The 15,979-nt window shown below is 70.4% G+C and carries 17 protein-coding genes; 5 read left to right on the plus strand and 12 right to left on the minus strand.

Annotation, left to right across the window (positions count from 1 at the left end):
* The first annotated feature begins 130 nt into the window (after positions 1 to 130).
* Positions 131 to 544, plus strand: a complete 414-nt coding sequence (locus tag G5B46_RS07995) for a hypothetical protein (RefSeq protein ID WP_101713760.1) — start codon at positions 131 to 133, stop codon at positions 542 to 544.
* A gap of 21 nt (positions 545 to 565) precedes the next feature.
* Positions 566 to 1,000, plus strand: coding sequence for a hypothetical protein (locus G5B46_RS08000; RefSeq protein ID WP_165257512.1), 435 nt, complete (start codon positions 566 to 568; stop codon positions 998 to 1,000).
* Here G5B46_RS08000 and G5B46_RS08005 read toward each other — a convergent pair whose 3' ends face one another.
* From G5B46_RS08005 to G5B46_RS08030, 6 genes are all read right to left on the minus strand, one after another.
* On the minus strand, positions 1,001 to 1,558 hold the full coding sequence (locus tag G5B46_RS08005) for a hypothetical protein (protein WP_165257513.1): 558 nt from the start codon (positions 1,556 to 1,558) through the stop codon (positions 1,001 to 1,003). It lies immediately after the preceding gene.
* Between the two features lie 196 nt (positions 1,559 to 1,754).
* Positions 1,755 to 2,261, minus strand: a complete 507-nt coding sequence (locus G5B46_RS08010; protein WP_165257515.1) for a F0F1 ATP synthase subunit B — start codon at positions 2,259 to 2,261, stop codon at positions 1,755 to 1,757.
* A gap of 13 nt (positions 2,262 to 2,274) precedes the next feature.
* Positions 2,275 to 2,808, minus strand: a complete 534-nt coding sequence (locus tag G5B46_RS08015) for a hypothetical protein (RefSeq protein ID WP_165257516.1) — start codon at positions 2,806 to 2,808, stop codon at positions 2,275 to 2,277.
* Between the two features lie 114 nt (positions 2,809 to 2,922).
* A complete protein-coding gene (locus G5B46_RS08020; RefSeq protein WP_101713756.1) occupies positions 2,923 to 3,147 on the minus strand; it encodes a F0F1 ATP synthase subunit C in 225 nt (74 codons plus the stop codon).
* A gap of 48 nt (positions 3,148 to 3,195) precedes the next feature.
* Positions 3,196 to 3,957, minus strand: a complete 762-nt coding sequence (locus G5B46_RS08025) for a F0F1 ATP synthase subunit A (protein ID WP_165257517.1) — start codon at positions 3,955 to 3,957, stop codon at positions 3,196 to 3,198.
* 5 nt (positions 3,958 to 3,962) lie between these two features.
* Entirely contained in the window at positions 3,963 to 4,334 is a 372-nt protein-coding gene (locus G5B46_RS08030) for an AtpZ/AtpI family protein (protein ID WP_165257519.1), read from the minus strand.
* A gap of 302 nt (positions 4,335 to 4,636) precedes the next feature.
* Here G5B46_RS08030 and G5B46_RS08035 point away from each other — a divergent pair, with 302 nt between their 5' ends.
* Both G5B46_RS08035 and G5B46_RS08040 read left to right on the plus strand, forming a co-directional pair.
* Positions 4,637 to 5,020, plus strand: coding sequence for a DUF6481 family protein (locus tag G5B46_RS08035; RefSeq protein WP_165257520.1), 384 nt, complete (start codon positions 4,637 to 4,639; stop codon positions 5,018 to 5,020).
* A gap of 101 nt (positions 5,021 to 5,121) precedes the next feature.
* Positions 5,122 to 5,919, plus strand: a complete 798-nt coding sequence (locus G5B46_RS08040) for a TSUP family transporter (protein ID WP_205691528.1) — start codon at positions 5,122 to 5,124, stop codon at positions 5,917 to 5,919.
* A gap of 104 nt (positions 5,920 to 6,023) precedes the next feature.
* Here the strand turns inward: G5B46_RS08040 and smc are convergent, their stop codons facing one another.
* The 4 genes from smc to G5B46_RS08060 form a co-directional block, all read right to left on the minus strand.
* Positions 6,024 to 9,470 carry a chromosome segregation protein SMC gene (gene smc, locus G5B46_RS08045; RefSeq protein ID WP_165257522.1) on the minus strand — a complete coding sequence of 1,149 codons (3,447 nt, stop codon included), beginning with the start codon at positions 9,468 to 9,470 and terminating at the stop codon, positions 6,024 to 6,026.
* 15 nt (positions 9,471 to 9,485) lie between these two features.
* On the minus strand, positions 9,486 to 10,100 hold the full coding sequence (locus G5B46_RS08050; protein WP_165257523.1) for a thioredoxin domain-containing protein: 615 nt from the start codon (positions 10,098 to 10,100) through the stop codon (positions 9,486 to 9,488).
* Positions 10,101 to 10,102: 2 nt separating this feature from the next.
* Entirely contained in the window at positions 10,103 to 10,726 is a 624-nt protein-coding gene (locus tag G5B46_RS08055) for a DsbA family protein (RefSeq protein ID WP_165257525.1), read from the minus strand.
* A 108-nt stretch (positions 10,727 to 10,834) separates the two neighbouring features.
* Positions 10,835 to 11,383, minus strand: a complete 549-nt coding sequence (locus G5B46_RS08060) for a DciA family protein (RefSeq protein WP_165257526.1) — start codon at positions 11,381 to 11,383, stop codon at positions 10,835 to 10,837.
* Positions 11,384 to 11,445: 62 nt separating this feature from the next.
* On the opposite strand from G5B46_RS08060, the gene mutY reads away from it, so the two are divergent.
* Positions 11,446 to 12,498, plus strand: coding sequence for an A/G-specific adenine glycosylase (gene mutY, locus G5B46_RS08065; RefSeq protein WP_165257527.1), 1,053 nt, complete (start codon positions 11,446 to 11,448; stop codon positions 12,496 to 12,498).
* A gap of 3 nt (positions 12,499 to 12,501) precedes the next feature.
* Here the strand turns inward: mutY and G5B46_RS08070 are convergent, their stop codons facing one another.
* Together G5B46_RS08070 and G5B46_RS08075 are read right to left on the minus strand one after the other, a co-directional pair.
* Complete coding sequence (locus G5B46_RS08070; RefSeq protein ID WP_165257529.1) at positions 12,502 to 13,890, minus strand: L-serine ammonia-lyase; 1,389 nt, start codon at positions 13,888 to 13,890, stop codon at positions 12,502 to 12,504.
* 151 nt (positions 13,891 to 14,041) lie between these two features.
* Positions 14,042 to 15,709 carry a M28 family metallopeptidase gene (locus G5B46_RS08075; protein ID WP_165257530.1) on the minus strand — a complete coding sequence of 556 codons (1,668 nt, stop codon included), beginning with the start codon at positions 15,707 to 15,709 and terminating at the stop codon, positions 14,042 to 14,044.
* Positions 15,710 to 15,979: the final 270 nt, after the last annotated feature.

A 15,979-nucleotide genomic window follows, 5' to 3' on the forward strand; every position in this document is an offset into this window, starting at 1 on the left:
GCAACAGCAGCACGAATGCGGAACGGGGCGCCTTTACGGAAGGGCGCCCCGTTTCCATATGCAGCTTGTGAGACGAGGGGGCCGGTCTTTTTCCGGAAACCGGCGGACCACAAGCCCCGTTCAGCCCCCCATGAACCTCGCTATCGCCATGCCGCCCGTGCGCCTCTCCGCCGCCGACGAACTCGCCCGCGAGCTTCTCGGCCGGATCATTCGCGGCCTGCTCGTGGCTCTGGGCCTGGTGTTCATCGCCGCGGGCTTTCTGATCGCGCCCCTGCCCGGCCCGATGGGCGTGCCGCTGACGGTCATCGGCCTGATGCTGGTGCTGCGCAACTCGTTCAAGGCCCGCAAGCAGTTCGTCCGCTTCCAGCACGCCCACCCCAAGCTGGTGTTCCCGCTGCGCCGCCTGCTGCGCCGCGAGCCCGAGGTGGTGCTGGTCGCCTGGCAGCAGGCCCTGCGGATCGAGAAGCTGGTCATCCCGCGCCGCTGGCGCGTGGCCAAGCGCTGGCGCAAGGCGCTCAAGCGCCGGGGCCAGCGCGCGGTCTAGGGGCCCTGTGAGCCTCTCCAGATGACCCGGCGCGACCCCAGGGTCGTTCGCCGTCTTTCCAGCCTCCGTCGCCGCCGGCTGGCCTTCGTCGTGCGCGAAACCTTCGCCCGCGTGGCCAGGCTGGCGCTGATCGCCCTGGGCGTCCTGATCCTGCTGGCCGGCGCGGTGCTGACGCCCCTGCCCGGCCATGTGGGCCTGCCGCTGCTGGTGATCGGGCTGATGGTGGTGCTGCGCAATTCCTTCCAGGCCAAGCGCCGCTTCATCCGCTGGCAGCGCCGTCACCCCAAGCTGATCTTCCCCATCCGCCGCCTGATGCGCCGCGAGCCGGAGATCCTGCTGGTGGCCTGGCAGCAGCTCTTGCGGTCGGAGAAGCTGTTCCTGCGCCGGCCGGGCTGGCGGGTGCTCAAGCGCGGCAGGAAGGCCGTGCGCGGCTGGGTGCGGCGCAGGACGGCCTGATCAGGGAACGCAGGCGCCCAGGCTGTCGAAGCTTTTGCGCGGCCGGTAGTCGGTGCGGCCCGCCATCTGCGAGAACCGCTCGCCCTCGGCCCCCTTGGCGGCCGCCACTAGGTCGCGCCCGTCGACCAGGTCGACATAGACGCCGACGATCCCGGCCGCGGGCACGTACTCGAACACGACGTTTGGCCGCTTCACATCGCCGAGCAGCAGGCGGGGTCCGGGCGTGTCGTGCGACGACACGGCGACGGTCCGGCGGCCGAGCACCGTCGTGCTGATGTCGCCCAGCGTCCAGACGTCGCCGGGCCTGGCCTTGTCGGCCGCGACACAAGCCTTGGGCAGCACGAAGCGGAACACTTTGCCGCGCGAGCAGAACAGCTCGGCGTTGGAGCAGTCGGTCAGGGGCGCGCCCCTCGGGGCCGTGCCGATCTCGGCCTTGACCTTGTAGTCGAGCAGGAGGTCGCCGAACACATGGACCGCCCGGCCGTCGGCCAGACCGCCCCCCGCCGACGGCTGGGCGAGCACGGGCCGCCCCGCGGCCATGGCGAGGGCCAGCATCACGACGGCGATCGTTGGAGCACAAAGGCGCAATGAGCCCTCCATTGTCACCGCCATCTGCCCAGACGAGGGCGGCCGACACAATCCTGGATAAGCTCAATCACGCTCACCCTCGAAGATTGCGCGCCGGCGCCGGCCAAAGAAAAAGGCGCGGCCCTTGCGAGCCGCGCCTTTCGATCTTTCAGCCGTCCGGTGAGGACTACTGCAGCTTGCCGCCGATCTGGCCGATGGCCGCATCGACCAGCGGGTCCGAGCCGGTCGCGACGCGGGCCAGCAGGACCGCTTCGGCCGCCTGGGCGGCGAGGTCGACGGCCGCGGCCTTGACGTCCGCGGCGGCCTGGGCCTCGGCCTGGGCGATCTTGCGCTCGGCCATTTCGGCGCGGCGCTTGATCTGCTCCTCGAGCTTCTCCTTGGCCTCGGCTTCCAGGCGGATCGCGTCCGCCGTGGCCGCCTCGAGCATGGCCGAAGCCTGGCGCTCGGCTTCCTCGCGCTGGGCCTTGACCTCGGCGAGCAGGGCTTGCGCCTCCTCACGGAGCTTCTGGGCTTCGTCGAGTTCGGCCTGGATCTTGGCCGCATAGCCGTCCAGGGCGCCGAACAGCGCGCCCGGCAGGACCTTCAGCACGACCAGCAGGCCGAAGAAGATCACCAGGGCCGCCAGAACCCAGAATTCCGGGTTGGAGAAGCTGAACAGGGATTGGTGTTCCATGATCGGCTACTCCTTAGGCCAGAGCCGCTTTGAGCTCGGCGGCCGAAGCCGTCTTGCCCGTCAGCTTCTCGACGATGGCGCCGGCCGTCTCCTCGGCCACCGTGCGGACGTGGCTCATGGCCTCGTCGCGGGCGGTGGTGATCGAGGCTTCGGCCGCGGCCAGCTTTTCGGCCAGCACGGCTTCTTCCTTGGCCTGACGCTCGGCGGCTTGCGCCGAAGCCTTGGCCTTGGCGTCCGCAGCGGTCTTCTGGGCCTTGGCGCGAGCCTCGGCGACCTCGGCCGCGGCCGCGCGGGCCTGGACCTCGGCTTCGTCCTTCAGACGACGGGCGTCGGCGATGTCGCCGGCGATCTTGGCGCCGCGTTCATCGATCGCGCCGCTGACGCGGGGCAGCAGGCCCTTCGACAGCACGACGTAGAGAACGGCGAAGATGAGCAGCAGCCAGACGATCTGACCACCCCAGTGCTCGAACTGGAGCTGCGGAAGACCGCCGCTCTCGTGCGCAGGGGCTTCAGTCGTCTCGACCGTGCCGTGATTTTCCGTCGCCATGGGCGAGGGCGCCTCTCAGCTAACGCCTGCCGACCGATGCGGACGGGCAGGCTCGGTTCTAGAAGATCAAAGCGCGGCGGGGGCCGTAGGCCGGCCCTCGCCGCGCTCTGGGGATTACGAGAAGAGGATCAGGAAGGCGATGACCAGGGCGAAGATGCCCAGGGCTTCCGTCAGCGCCATGCCCAGGAACAGCATCGGACGCTCTTGAGCGGCCGCGGTCGGGTTGCGCAGCGCGCCTTGGAAATAGTTGCCGAACATGACGCCCAGGCCGACGCCCGCGCCGATCATGCCGAGCATGGCCAGGCCAGCGCCGATGTACTTAGCGGCTTCCGCTTCCATTGTGAGGCTCCTTGAGAATTCAGAGATAGGTTGAAGAGAAAAGGGTGATCAGTGGCTGTCGAGGTGCACGACGTCGTTGAGATAGACGCAGGTGAGCACCGCGAACACGAAGGCCTGAAGGAAGGCCACCATGAACTCGAGGGCCGTCAGGGCGATGACGGAGGACAGGGCCAGGGCCGCGCCGGCCCAGCCCAGGACGCCGAGGCCGCCCAGGGCGACGACGAAGCCGGCGAAGATCTTCAGAACCACGTGGCCGCCCAGCATGTTGCCGAACAGACGAAGGCCAAGGGTGATCGGACGGATCAGGAACGAGAGGATCTCGATCGGCACCAGCAGGAAGTACAGCGGCCACGGCACGCCCGACGGGGCGAACAGCTTGAAGAACTTGATGCCGTTCTTGGCGAAGCCGACGCCGATCACCGTCAGGATGACCATGATGCCCAGGGTCAGGGTCACGGCCAGCTGCGAGGTGGCGGTGAACACCAGGAACATGCCCTGCAGGTTCATGAACAGCACGAACGCGAACAGGGTGAAGACGAAGGGCAGGAACTTCTTGCCGTCGTGGCCGATGATCGACTCGGCCAATCCGTCGACGAGCCCGTAGAGCATCTCGCCCACGGTCTGCAGTCGGCCCGGCACCACGGCCTTGCGGGCGGCGGCGGCGTAGAACACCACGATCAGGGTCGCGGCCAGCAGCATCGCGAACACCGAGTTGGTGATCGACAGGTCGATAGCGCCCAGGCCCGGAACGGTCACGGTCGGCAGTTCCACGATCTTCTGGATCTGGAACTGGTGCATCGGATCGGCCATCGGCCCTAGTCTCTCTTCTGCTTGGGGGCGGTTGGCCCGTCCCCGTTGTCTACATCCTCGGCCTTCGCCTTGGACGCCTGCGCGCTCAGTTTCGTCGCCTTGCGGACGACGGAGAATATCGCGAGACCCGTGCCGATCAGCAGACCGCCGACCATCCCCCAAGGCCCCGTGCCGACGTAATGGTCGAGCAGCCAGCCGAAGCCGAGCCCCACCAGAACGCCCCCGATCAAATCCGCCAGGAGGCGATAGCCGTCCTGGGATGCCTTCTCGCCCGCCGCCTTGACGGGCTTTTCCGCCGCCTTCCGCGCCTCGAAAGCGTCGAGCCGAGCGTCGAGGCTTTGAAAAGCCTTGTCGTTCGGTTCGTCGGCCTTGGGCATGGGAAGCGGTCAGGTCCGAAAGCGCCCGCAGACGCGCCTGAAGAAGGCGCTTTTTCGGCCGGCTTGATCGCGGCGGAACCTATAGGGCGCGCTGCGGTGCGTCAAGATTGTGGAGAAACTACGCAAGGCGCTGTTTTCGCGAGGGAATTTCCGCAGGGTCAGCCTGACCACGGAATCCGGGTCTTTCAGACGGCCGGTCGCTCGCGCGCGACATTCCGTCCGTCGGCGAATGCGGCCCCTCCAATTGCTTTTTGGAGCGTTTTGGGGTTTAGAGACGCGCCTCTCCAACAGCACGAAGTTTCATGTCCTATCTGAAGAACACCGGATTCGCCGATCGCATCACCGCTCAGCAAGAAGCCAAGAAGGCGATGCTGGCCAAGTTCAAGCCGAAGGCCACCGTTCAGGACCCCGATTTCGACAAGCGCGACGAGCAGCGCGCCGCCGAACTGGAAGCCGTCCGCGCCGCCCGCGCCGAAGCCAAGGAAGTCGCCCGCCTCGAAGCCGTCGCCCGTCAGGAAGAACTGATGGCCGTCAAGCGCGCCGAGCGTAAGGAACGCAAGGCCGCCGAAGTCGCCGAGCAACGCGTCCGCAAGGAAGAAAAGGCCGCGGCCCGCGAAGAGCTGAAGGCCCTAGGCCGCAACAGCAAGGCCTCGCGCGCCCACCAGTGGGCCCACCTGATCGGCTGATCGAATGATGGGGAGACGCGCCATGGCCGCCTCCCCTTCCTTCACCCGCCGCCTGCCGCCGCCCGGCCCCGGGCGGCTTTTCGCGTTTGTAGGGCCCTGCCATGGAACATCTGAGCGTCCAGCTGCTCGTCATCCTGTTCGGCGTGGCCTTCGTGGCCGGAACCCTGGACGCCATTGCCGGCGGCGGCGGCCTGATCACCCTGCCGGCGCTGCTGCTGTCGGGCCTGTCGCCGATCGCGGCGCTGGGCACCAGCAAGCTGCAGAGCACGTTCGGTTCGGTCTCGGCCACGCGGGCCTTCGCCAAGCGCGGCCTGATCGACTGGAAGACCGCCTGGCCGATCGGCCTGGCCGCGGGCCTGGCGGGGATCGCCGGCGCCCTGTGCGCCAGCCTGCTTTCGCCGAAATTCCTGGCTGGCCTCGTGCCAGTGCTGCTGATCGTCATCGCCGTCTATTTCGGCCTGTCCAAGGCCCTGAAGGCCGAGGACGGCCCCGCCCGCCTGGCCCTGCCGGCCTTCGCAGGCTTCATCGCGCCGATCGTCGGCTTCTATGACGGCATCTTCGGGCCCGGCGCGGGCGCCTTCTACATGGTCGCCATCGTCACCCTGCTCGGCTACGGCGTGCTCAAGGCCACCGCCCACACCAAGCTGGCCAACGCCGCCAGCAACGTCGGCGCCCTGGCGCTGTTCATCCTCAAGGGCGCGGTGATCTGGCCCATCGGCCTGGCCATGGCCGTCGGGGCCTTCCTGGGCGCGCAGCTCGGCTCGCGGCTGGCCGTGCGCTTCGGCGCGCGACTGATCCGGCCGCTGCTGGTGACGATCTCGTGCGCCATGGCCGTGAAGCTGCTGGCAGATCCGAGCAATCCGCTGCGGCAGGCGGTGATTGGGCTGCTGGGAGGCTGAAGACCCCCTCCGGCCCTTCGGGCCACCTCCCCCAGAGGGGGAGGATCTTGGCGCCCAGATGCTCCCCCTCTGGGGGAGCTGTCGGCGAAGCCGACTGAGGGGGCCTACTGCGCCGCCACCAGTTCCTCGGCGGTCGACAGGTCCACGCTGACCAGCTGGCTGACGCCGCGCTCGGACATGGTCACGCCGAACAGACGGTCCATGCGGCTCATGGTCACCGGGTTGTGGGTGATGGCGATGAAGCGCGTCAGGGTGCGGCGGCGCATCTCGTCGAGCATGTTGCAGTAGCGGTCGACATTGGCGTCATCCAGCGGCGCGTCCACTTCGTCCAGCACGCAGATCGGGGCCGGATTGGCCAGGAACACCCCGAAGATCAGGGCGCTTGCGGTCAGGGCCTGCTCGCCCCCGCTCATCAGGCTCATGCTGGCCAGGCGCTTGCCGGGCGGGCAGGCGAAGATTTCCAGGCCGGCTTCCAGCGGATCGTCGCTCTCGATCAGCCGCAGCTCGGCCTGGCCGCCGCCGAACAGCGCCTGGAACAGGGTCTGGAAGTGGTTGTTGATCACGTCGAAGGCCGCCAGCAGGCGCTCGCGGCCCTCGGCGTTCAGTTCCTCGATGCCGTCGCGCAGCTTGGCCACCGCGCCCGACAGGTCGGCGCGCTCGATGCGCATGGTCTCCAGGCGGCCGGCATATTCCTGGGCCTCTTCCTCGGCGCGCAGGTTCACCGGGCCGATCGCATCCCGCTCCCGTTCGAGAGCAAAAAGGTGGGCCTCGACCCCGGCGGCGTCCTTGGGAACAGCCACGGCCTCGCCGGCCAGGTGACGGCCCAGCGCCTCGGGCTCCATGCGAGCGCTCTCGCGGATGTTCGAGGCGATCTCGGCGAAGCGCTCGCGGGCGGCGTCCAGGCGCGCCACCAGGGCGGCGCGGCGCTCGCGGGCCTCGCCGGCGGCCTGGTCGGCGGCGCGGGCGGTGCGGTCGGCGGTGATGCGGGCGGTCTCGGCCGCCTCCAGGGCGTCGCTGGCCTTGGCCCGGCGCTGCTCGGCGGCGTCGAACTGGTCGACCAGGACCAGCAGCTTCTCTTCCAGTTCGGCCGGGGCGGCGCGGGCGGCCTCCAGAGCCGCGGCGGCCTTGACGCGGTCGGCCTCCAGGGCCTCGGCGCGCTTGGCGGCGGCGTCGCGGCGGCGGGTCCAGTCGCCGAGGTCGCGCTCCAGGCTTTCGAGCCGGCGCTGGCGGCCGGCGCGCTCGCGGTTTTCAAGGTCGAGCGCCGAACGGGCGGCCGAGGCGGCCTCGCGCGCGGCGGCGGCGGCCTGGCGGGCGGCCTGCAGCTGCGGGACCAGGTCGCCGACCGAACCGGCGGCCTCGTGCTCGGCGCGAACGGTCGCGAGGGCCTCGTCGGCCTCGGCGCGCTCGGCCTCGAAGCGGGCGATGGTGTCGTCCAGCGACTGGGCGCGGGCCTCGCGCTGGGCGGCCTCGCGCTCGAAGCGGGCCACGGTCTCGCGAGCCCCGTTCAGCAGGCGCTCGGCGTCGGGCGGGCCCCGGCGCTTGTCGCGCAGGGCGTCTTCGGCGGCGCGCAGGCGATCGGCAGCCGTCTTGAGGGCGGCGCTGGCGGCCTCGGCCCCGGGCGCGACCTGGTCGATCTCGGCCTCGACCTCGGCCAGGCGCGTGCGCTGCTCCAGGCGGACGGCCGCGGGCTTGGGGGCGTCGGCCTTGGCGACGAAGCCGTCCCAACGCCACAGGTCGCCTTCCTTCGAGACCAGGCGCGCGCCGACCGGAAGATCCTTGGCCAGGCGCGCGGCGTCGGCGCGGTCGACCAGACCCACCATGGCCAGGCGCGCGGCCAGCTCGGGCGGAGCCTTGACCAGCGGGGCCAGCGGCTGGACGCCCTCGGGCCACGACGTCGCGGGGGCTTCGGCGCCGGCCCAGTGCGACGGCGCGCGGGCGTCGAGGGCGGCTTCCAGGTCGTCGCCCAGGGCGGCGGCCAGGGCCGCGCCATAGCCCTTGTCGGGGGTCACCGCGTCGAGGGCGGGCGAGAAGCCGCTCTTGGCGCGCGGGGCGGTCAGCTGGGCCAGGCCCCGCGCCTCGGTGCGCAGGCGGCCAAGCTGGTCCTCGACCTTGCGGGCCTGGTCGCGGGCCGCGCCCTCGGCCTGGGCGGCGCTGGTGCGTTCGGCCTCGGCGGCCTCCAGGGCGGCGCGGGCGGCGGCCAGCTGGGCCTCGGCGTTGGCGAAGCGCTGCCGGGCCTCGGCGGCGGCCGGGTCGACCGCAGGACCGACGGCGGCGCGCTCGGCCTTGGCCTGGTCCAGCGCGCGGACGGTGCGGGCCAGGCGGCTTTCGGCCTCGGCCAGCCGCTGGGCCGCGGCGCGGGCGCGGGCCTCTTCCGCCGCCGACTGGGCGGCCAGGCGCTCGACGGCGGTGTCCGCCTCGGCGCGGGCGGCCTCGGCGGCCTTGGCGGCGGTCTCCAGCTCGGGGCCGCGTTCGGGCGCGGCGGCGATCAGGCCGCGCACCTCGGCCAGTTCCGGCTCGATGCGGGCCAGCGAACGCCCGGCGTCCTCGGCCGCCTGCCGCTCGCGAGCGCGGTCGTCGTCGATGCGGGAAAGATCGCCCGACAGGCGCTGGAACTCGGCGGCGGCCGCCTGGGCGTCTCGCTCGGCGCGGTCCTTCTGGATCGCCAGCTGGCCCAGCACCGCCTGGGCGATGGCCGCCTCTTCGCGCAGCGGCGGCATGGCGGCTTCGGCGGTGACGATCGCGCCCTGGCCGGCGGCGGCGGCGCGGGCCGTCTCCTCGACGTCGCGGGCCGACTGGGTGGCCTCGGACTGGGTGCGCTCGAGCGTGTCGCGGGCCTCGGTCCAGCGGGCGAACAGCACCGCGCCCTGCACGGCGCGGATCTCGGCCGACAGGCGCTTGTACTTCTCGGCCTGGCGGGCCTCGCGCTTGAGACGGTTCAGCGCGGTTTCCAGCTCGCGGGCGACGTCTTCCAGGCGGGCCAGATTGCTCTCGGCGGCGCGCAGGCGCAGCTCGGCTTCGTGGCGGCGGGTGTGCAGGCCCGACACCCCGGCGGCCTCTTCCAGGATGCGTCGGCGGTTCTGCGGCTTGGCGCCGATCAGTTCGCTGATCTGGCCCTGGCGCACCAGGGCCGGCGAATTGGCCCCCGTCGAGGCGTCGGCGAACAAGAGCTGAACGTCGCGGGCCCGCACCTCGCGGCCGTTGATGCGGTAGGTCGAGCCGGCCCCGCGATCGATGCGGCGCACGACCTCCAGCACCGGATCGTCGTTGAACGCGGCCGGCGCGGTGCGGTCGGCGTTGTCGATGGTCAGGGTGACGTCGGCGTGGTTGCGCGGCGGACGATTGCCGCTGCCGGCGAAGATCACGTCGTCCATGCCGCCGGCCCGCATGGCCTTGGCCGAGTTGGCCCCCATCACCCAGCGCAGGGCTTCCAGCAGGTTGGACTTGCCGCAGCCGTTGGGCCCGACGATGCCCGTCAGGCCAGGCTCGATCCGGAACTCCGTCGGCTCGACGAAGGACTTGAAGCCGGACAGGCGCAGGCGCTGGAACTGCACGGCCGCGCCCGCCCTCTAGGCCTTAAGGGCCTTGTCGATGGCTTGGGCCAGGTCTTCCACCGTGACGTCGCCGACCAGTTCGGCGCCGTTGACGAAGAAGGTCGGCGTGCCCTCGATCTTGTCGCGCTTGGCGGCGGCCTCGACGCGGGCGTTGAGGGCGGCCAGGGCGGCCTTGTCGTTCAGCGTGGCTTCCAGCTGGGCCTCGGTCAGGCCGAAGCGCTTGGCCACGCCCAGCAGGCCGCCCCAGTAGTCGCCGGTCTGGTACATGGTCTTCTGGGCCACGAAGATCGCGTCGACGGCCTCGAAATAGCGGGCCGGCGGCACGCGGTTGGCCAGCAGGAAGCCGGCGCCGGCCAGGTCGTAGGGCGGGGTCAGGAACTCGCGGAACACCAGCCGGGCCTTGCCCGTGTCGATGTAGCGCTTCTTGATCGCCGGCATGACCTCCATGGCCGTGTGGGCGCAGTGGCCGCAGCTCATCGAGGCGTACTCGACGATCTGCACCTTGGCCTTGGCCGAGCCCAGCACGTGGTCGCCAGGCTGGGCCGGCAAGGGCGCGGCGCGCGCCAGCGCAGGCATGGCGGTCGCGGCCGCCAGGCCCGATACGATCAGCGCGCGCCGGTCCAGGGTCATGCCTACTTGCTCGCCGCGGCGATGGCGGCGTCCAGCTGGGCCAGCGGGGCCTCGCCGCCGTCTTCGTTCAGCTTCTTGCCGTTGATGACGAAGGTCGGGGTGCCCTTGATGTCGGTTTCCTTGGAGTAGCGCTCGATGCGGTCGTTGAGGGCCTTGAGGGCCTTCTCGTCGCTGACGCAGGCGTCGAACTGCTGCTCGTTCAGGCCCGACGACTGGGCGATGCGCAGCAGCACGCCGCGATAGTCGCCGGTCGAGAACATCTCTTCCTGCGAGCGGTACACCGAATCCAGCACCGAGAAGTACTTGTCCTTGCCGGCGCAGCGGGCCAGCAGGAACGAGGCGGCGGCCACCTGCGGCGGGGCGGTCAGGAACTCGCGGTAGACGTAGTTCACCTTGCCGGTGTCGATGTACTTCTGCTTGAAGGCCGGGAAGACTTCCTCGTTCCAGCGGGCGCAGTGGACGCAACTGGCCGAGGCGTACTCGATGACCGTGACCTTGGCGTTGGGGTTGCCCAGGCTCATGTCGTCGGCGGTGACCGTCGAACCCGTCTTGTTGCAGGCGGACAGGCCGGCGACGCTGGCGACCAGGGTCGCGGCGAGCAGGATCCGGCGAAGGGGCGAGCGCATGGTCGGGTCTTCCTCGAACGTGAACAGTGAAGTTAAGCGCGATTCTCTAGCAGCCAGAAAATGGCGCGGATGAGGCTTTCGCGCATCAGCGGCAACCCGCGAAGGTTGTCAACTTTCGTTGCGCAGGACGCCCCGGCCGAGTTTCAGCAGGGCCTCCTTCAGCGGGCCGTCGGGCTGGTCCGACAGGCCGGCGGCCAGGTCGCGCTCCTTGGCCGCGTCGAGCGGCGGGCGGCGGCGCGGACGCGGCGGGGCCGAGGCGGCCGCCGCGGCGACGCGCACGGGGCCCTGGACGATCCGCAGCCGGGTGACCGCGCCCTTGCCCAGCAGCAGGTCGAGGCGCTGGGTGATCTGCGGGACCTGGTGCTGGATCAGCGAGGCCACCGGGCCGTCGACGCGCAGTTCCAGCGTGCCGCCCTCGCCGGTGCGGCTCTTGATGATGCGGACCGGCTCGGTGCGGCGGGCCAGGCTCTCGCCGACGATCTCCTTCCAGCGGGCCTGCAGCGCGCCGGGGCCCTGGCCGTGCTTCTTGTCGAGTTCGCGGATGAACTTGGCCAGGCTCTTGCCGGCCGGCGGGGGCACGCGCATCGGCGGCCGGGTGCGGCGGCGCGACAGGATCTTCAGGGCCTCGTCGGCCGTGGGCAGCGTGCGGCGATACATTGCGGCGTCATGCTAGCATGCCTCTCCCCTATCGCGCGCGGATTTGCGATAGGAGGCGGACAATGACCGACGTCGCCGCGATCCGCTCCGCATTGCTTTCCTGGTACGACCGCGAGGCGCGGGTGCTGCCGTGGCGAACCGGCCCCGCCGCCGGCGCCATGGGCCTGCGCAGCGATCCCTACCGGGTGTGGCTGTCGGAGGTGATGCTGCAGCAGACCACCGTGCCGCACGCCACGCCCTACTTCCTGGCCTTCACCCAGCGCTGGCCCACGGTCGAGGCCCTGGCTGCCGAGCAGGACGGCGAGCTGATGGCCGCCTGGGCGGGCCTTGGCTACTACGCCCGCGCCCGCAACCTGCTGGCCTGCGCCCGCGCGGTCGCCAGCCAGCACAGCGGCGAGTTCCCCGACACCGAGGCGGGCCTGCTGGCCCTGCCGGGCGTGGGCGCCTACACCGCCGCGGCCGTGGCGGCGATCGCCTTCGACCGGCCGGCCAACGTGGTCGACGGCAATGTCGAGCGGGTGATGGCGCGGCTGTTCGCGGTCGAGGCCCCCGTGCCCGACGCCAAGCCGGAACTGAAGCGCCTGGCCGGCCTGCTGGTCACGGGCGAGCGCCCCGGCGACTGGGCCCAGGCGCTGATGGACCTGGGGGCCACGGTCTGCAAGCCCAAGGCCCCGCTGTGCGACCGCTGCCCGGTGGAGACCTTCTGCGAGGCCAGGGCCAAGGGCGCGCCGGAAACCTATCCCCGCAAGACCCGTAAGGCCGACCGCCCCCGCCGCCACGGCGTGGCCTATGTGGTCAGCCGCCGGGGCGAGACGGCGCTGGTGCGGCGCCCCGACAAGGGCCTGCTGGGCGGCATGCTGGGCCTGCCGACCTCCGACTGGCGAGATCGCCCGTGGACGGACGACGAAGCCGCCCGCGCCGCCCCGATCCTGGCCCCCTGGCGCGACCTGGGAGCGGTGGAGCACGTCTTCACCCACTTCTCGCTGACCCTGCGGGTGATGGTCGCCGAGGCCGATGTCGCCGGCGACTTCGTCTGGACCCCGCACGAGGGCCTGACCGCCCTGCCCAGCGTGTTCCTGAAGGCGGCCCGGGCCGGGCTGGAGCGGCTGGTCTAGTCCTCAGCACTCCACGCGGTTGACCGACAGGCCCACGGCCAGGCCGCCCAGCGAGGTTTCCTTGTAGATCTCGTTCATGTCCTCGCCGGTGCGCTTCATCGTGGCGATGACCTTGTCGAGCGAAACCGAATGCTGGCCGTCGCCCAGCAGGGCCAGGCGCGCGGCGTCGATGGCCTTGATGGCCCCCATGGCGTTGCGCTCGATGCAGGGGATCTGCACCAGGCCGCCGATCGGGTCGCAGGTCAGGCCCAGATTGTGCTCCATGCCGATCTCGGCGGCGTTCTCGATCTGGGCGTTGGTGCCGCCCAGGGCGGCGCAGAGGCCGCCGGCCGCCATCGAGCAGGCCACGCCCACCTCGCCCTGGCAGCCGACCTCGGCTCCCGAGATCGAGGCGTTGCGCTTGTAGAGCGCGCCGATCGCCGCCGCCGTCAGCAGGAAGATGCGGATCTGCTCGGGCGTTCCCTTGTGGAAGCGGACGAAGAACCGCAGCACGGCCGGCACCAGGCCCGCGGCGCCGTTGGTGGGGGCGGTCACGACGCGGCCGCCGGCGGCGTTCTCCTCGTTGACCGCCATGGCCCACAGGTTGACGAAGTCCATGGCCGCCAGCGGATCGCTCATCTGGCGCTCCATCCGGCCCAGGATGGTCTGGTGGATCTGGCGGGCCCGGCGCTTGACCGACAGGCCGCCGGGCAGGATCCCGTCCTCGCGCATGCCGCGGTCGATGCAGGCCTCCATGGCCCCGAAGATGCGGTCGAGGCCGGCGTTCATCTCGCCCTCGCTCATCCTGGCCAGCTCGTTGGCGGCCATCACCTGGGCGATGGTCAGGCCCGCCTGCTCGGCGCGCTCCAGGAGGTCGGCCGAGCTTTCGAACGGGAACGGGATCGGCGGGCCTTCTTCCGGCGGCGCGTTGCGGCCCATCTCGCTCTCGTCGCGCACGAAGCCGCCGCCGATCGAGAAATAGGTGCGCTCGGCCAGCACGCCGCCTTCGGCGTCGAAGGCCGTGAAGGTCAGGGCGTTGGGATGCTGGGGCAGGCGCTCGTGGCCGGCGAAGACGATGTCGCGGGCCTCGTCGAAGCCGATGCCGACCTCGCCGCCCAGCATCATCCATTGCGTGGCCTTGGTTTCAGCGAGCGCGGCCTCGCCGGCGTCGGGATCCAGCTGCGCCGGCGCAAAGCCCATCAGGCCAAGGATCACGGCGCGGTCGGTGGCGTGGCCTTTGCCGGTCAGGGCCAGCGAGGCGTAGAGGCGGGTCTCGACCCGGGCGACCAGGGCCAGCCGGCCGGCGGCGCGCAGCCGCTCGACGAACATCACCCCCGCGGTCATCGGGCCCATGGTGTGGCTGCTGGAAGGGCCGACGCCCAGCTTGAAGAGGTCGAAGACGGAGGCGGTCATGTTGCGGGGGTATTCGTAAAAAGGGGTCGTCATCCCGGAAGCGCCGCAGGCGCTATCCGGGACCCAGAGGCGGTGCGCACGGCCCCTGGGTCCCGGCTCTACGCTGCGCTCCGGCCGGGATGACGGCTGAGGGGAGCGCGGTATCCGGCTCTTACTTCCGGTCGGCCTTGGTCTTGTCGCGCAGGTCCTTGAACTCCGAACCGGCCTGCCATTCGGGCCAGGTGCGCGAGTTGGCGAGGTCGGCGCCGACCTTGTAGAACAGGCCGATGTCCATGGCCTGGCCCGACAGGTCCCAGTCCGCCGACCATTCGTCGGCCGGCTGGTGGTAGCGGTTGGCGTTGTACTCGGCCTCGGCCTTCTCGCCGGCTTCCTTGCCGCCCTTCACCAGGTCGTTGCCCGAGCCGACCGAGATCGCAGGCACGCCGCGCTTGGCGAACGGGAAGTGGTCCGAGCGGTAGAAGTGGCCCGCCTGCGGCACCGGATCGGGCGTGAAGTAGCGGCCCTCTTCCTTGACCTTGGCCACCAGCATGTCCTGCAAATCGACCTTGCCGTCGCCCGAGGTGGTCACGTCCTTGGCCGGGCCGGCGGCCGACAGGGCGTCGATGTTGAGGTCGGCGACCGTCTTGGCCAGCGGGAACAGCGGGTTGGCGGCGTAGTACTCCGAGCCCAGCAGGCCCTTTTCCTCGGCGGTCACGGCCAGGAACATCACCGAGCGCTGCGGCGCCGGCGCAGCCTTGAAGGCGCGGCCCAGCTCAAGCAGGGCGGCGATGCCGTCGGCGTTGTCGACGGCGCCGTTGTAGATCTTGTCGCCCTTGGCGTCCGGCAGGCCCACGCCCAGGTGGTCCCAGTGGCCGCTGTAGATGATGGTCTCGTCCGGATACTTCGTGCCCTTCACGCGGCCGGCGATGTTCTTGGAGACGATGACCTCGTGCTTGACCGCGTAGTCGGCCGAGAAGGTCGCCTTCAGGTCCACCGGCTTGAAGCCGCGGGTCTGGGCCTCTTTCTTCAGGGTCTCGAAGTCGAGGCCGGCCTTCTTGAAGAGGTCGACGGCCAGGTCGCGCTGGATCCAGCCTTCCAGGGCCGGGTGGCTCTTGGAGGGGTCCTTGCGGACGATGTCGAACATCGTGTTGGTGTTGGAGTTCTTCACCGTCGCCCAGCCGTAGGAGGCCGGGGCGGTCTCGTGGATGATCAGCAGGCCGGCCGCGCCCTGGCGGGCGGCCTCTTCGTACTTGTAGGTCCAGCGGCCGTAATAGGTCATGGCCTTGCCGCCGAAGTCGCCCCCATTCTTGGTATCGGGCCCGCTTTCGAAGTCAGGGTCGTTGATCAGGACGACGGCGATCTTGCCCTTCAGGTCCACGCCCTTGAAGTCGTCCCAGTTGCGCTCGGGCGCCTTGACGCCGTAGCCGACGAAGACCAGCGGGGCGTCCTTGATCGACACCTTGTCGACATTGGTCATCGCCGCGCGGATGGCGATCTGCTCGCCCTGGCTCAGCATGACGTGGTTGGGACCGGCCATGATGTGGGCGCTGACCGGCCCGGCGATCTCGAACTTGGCCAGCGGCACGTCCTGGGTCCAGGCGCGCTTGCCGTCGGTCTGCAGGTCGCCGGCCGGCTCCAGGCCGATCGCCTTCATCTGCTCGGTGATGTAGGCGACGGTCTTCTTCTCGCCTTCGGTGGCGGGGCCGCGGCCCTCGAACTCGTCGGAGGACAGCACCTTGATGTGCTGCGACAGGCGGGCGGGATCGATCTTGGGCGCATCCGCGGCCTGCGCGATCATCGGCGCGGCGATCAGCGCGGTTGCGAGGAGAAGGCGTTTCATCGTCGCTACTCTTTTCGAGCGGTTCGTTTCGAGGTCGCGGACCCTAGCGGGAGGTTTTGACCGCCGCTAGGGGGTGCGGAGAAAGTGGGCGTGCTTCAGGAACCTCCCCCTGTGGGGGAGGCGATCGCAAAGCGATCGGTGGGGGGAGTAACCGCAAAGTCGGCCAGCTCCGCGGAAGCTGAAAACAGCCCCCCTCCGGCCTACGGCCGCCTCCCCCACGGGGGGACCGTTGCAATACGCCGCTGAGACAGCACGATTGGATACAGAACA

The organism is Caulobacter sp. 602-2 (genome assembly GCF_011043625.1).
In the GTDB taxonomy this organism is placed as follows: domain Bacteria; phylum Pseudomonadota; class Alphaproteobacteria; order Caulobacterales; family Caulobacteraceae; genus Caulobacter.